Below are 1201 nucleotides of genomic sequence, written 5' to 3'. Positions count from 1 at the left end.
ATATATTTAGTTTGTAAGGTACAAAAACGACCATTCAGGAATTTCATTAGAATTAATAGAATTTAATACAGCTAAGATACCGCTCACACCATCTAATGCCCCAATTGAGAGATTTTTTTTACCACTGTAAGTTATGTCATAAAATCCCAGAGGATTTTCTGCATCGTAATATTGAAGTATTTTTTCAGCTAAATTATTTTTAAAACTTAATAGTTCCTTATCAAAAGACTCAATATACATTAGATGCGTTAAATGCAGAATACCAGAAATCCCATGGCAAAAAGTAGGTGTTTGGATTTTTAAATTTTTAAAATCTTTCTTACATATTGCTTTATAAGCCGAAAGTGCTATCTCTTGATATTCTTTATTATTCAGAGCTCTACCACATATCCACAATATTCTTGCTACTCCAGGAGTACCATAACACCAACCATATATCAGGTCTTGCTTTTGTATGAAATCTTCATTAATAAATTCATTAAAATTAATTTTTGTAGGCCACCATACTCCCTCTTGATCTTTTTGCATCCATTTTAATAATTGCTCAACCATATCATTAATCGCACTTATTTGACCTGGTTGTTCAATTCCATGTTCCAATGATAAAGCCATAACAGACAACGGACCACACATACCATGCGATAATCCTAAATCTAAGTGCCCACCTGGGTAATTGATAGAATCATTATTTAATTGATTACCTTCACTAATAAAATACCCTGGCACTTTCTGTTCTCTATAGTTAACTTTATTATTTAGTTGAATAAAATAGTTCAATATATTTCGAATCATTTCATTAACCTTGGGATCTTCTTTGAAAAATAGTAAATACCTTGTAATACCTGCTAACCCATAAATTGCCTCAAAGTCTAAACTGGTAGTCCTAGATGAAGTTAAATTATTTAAAGAACCCCCTAAATAAAAAGAGAGATTATCTAAAATAATTTCATTTAACTGGTTTATGAAATTTGAATAATATTCGCCTTTATTAGATAGTAAATAAGCTGACGCTGCTATTCCTGTCAATCCTCCCCACAAAGATAAATTATTTATTTTTCCATCTGAAATATATTTATTTAGAAGTTTCATACATTCATAACCATACTCGTTCCATACAATTTCTTCCTTTTGTAACTGTGATATTAATAAGAGTAATCCAGAAAGCCCAGATGCAAGGGTATAGTCGGAATCGATATGTTCA

General features: G+C 30.6%; 1 protein-coding gene. It reads right to left on the bottom strand.

Features of this window, described 5'->3' with window-relative positions:
- Positions 1-6: 6 nt before the first annotated feature.
- Positions 7-1201, bottom strand: a 1195-nt coding sequence (locus GBN78_RS29715) for a lanthionine synthetase C family protein (protein WP_152128037.1), incomplete at its 5' end; no start/stop codon positions are given.

This window comes from Bacillus sp. B2-WWTP-C-10-Post-4, from assembly GCF_009183805.1.
GTDB lineage: Bacteria > Bacillota > Bacilli > Bacillales > Bacillaceae_G > Bacillus_A > Bacillus_A cereus.
Note: the sequence above shows the minus strand (reverse complement) of the source record. Positions and strands in the feature narration are given on the sequence as shown.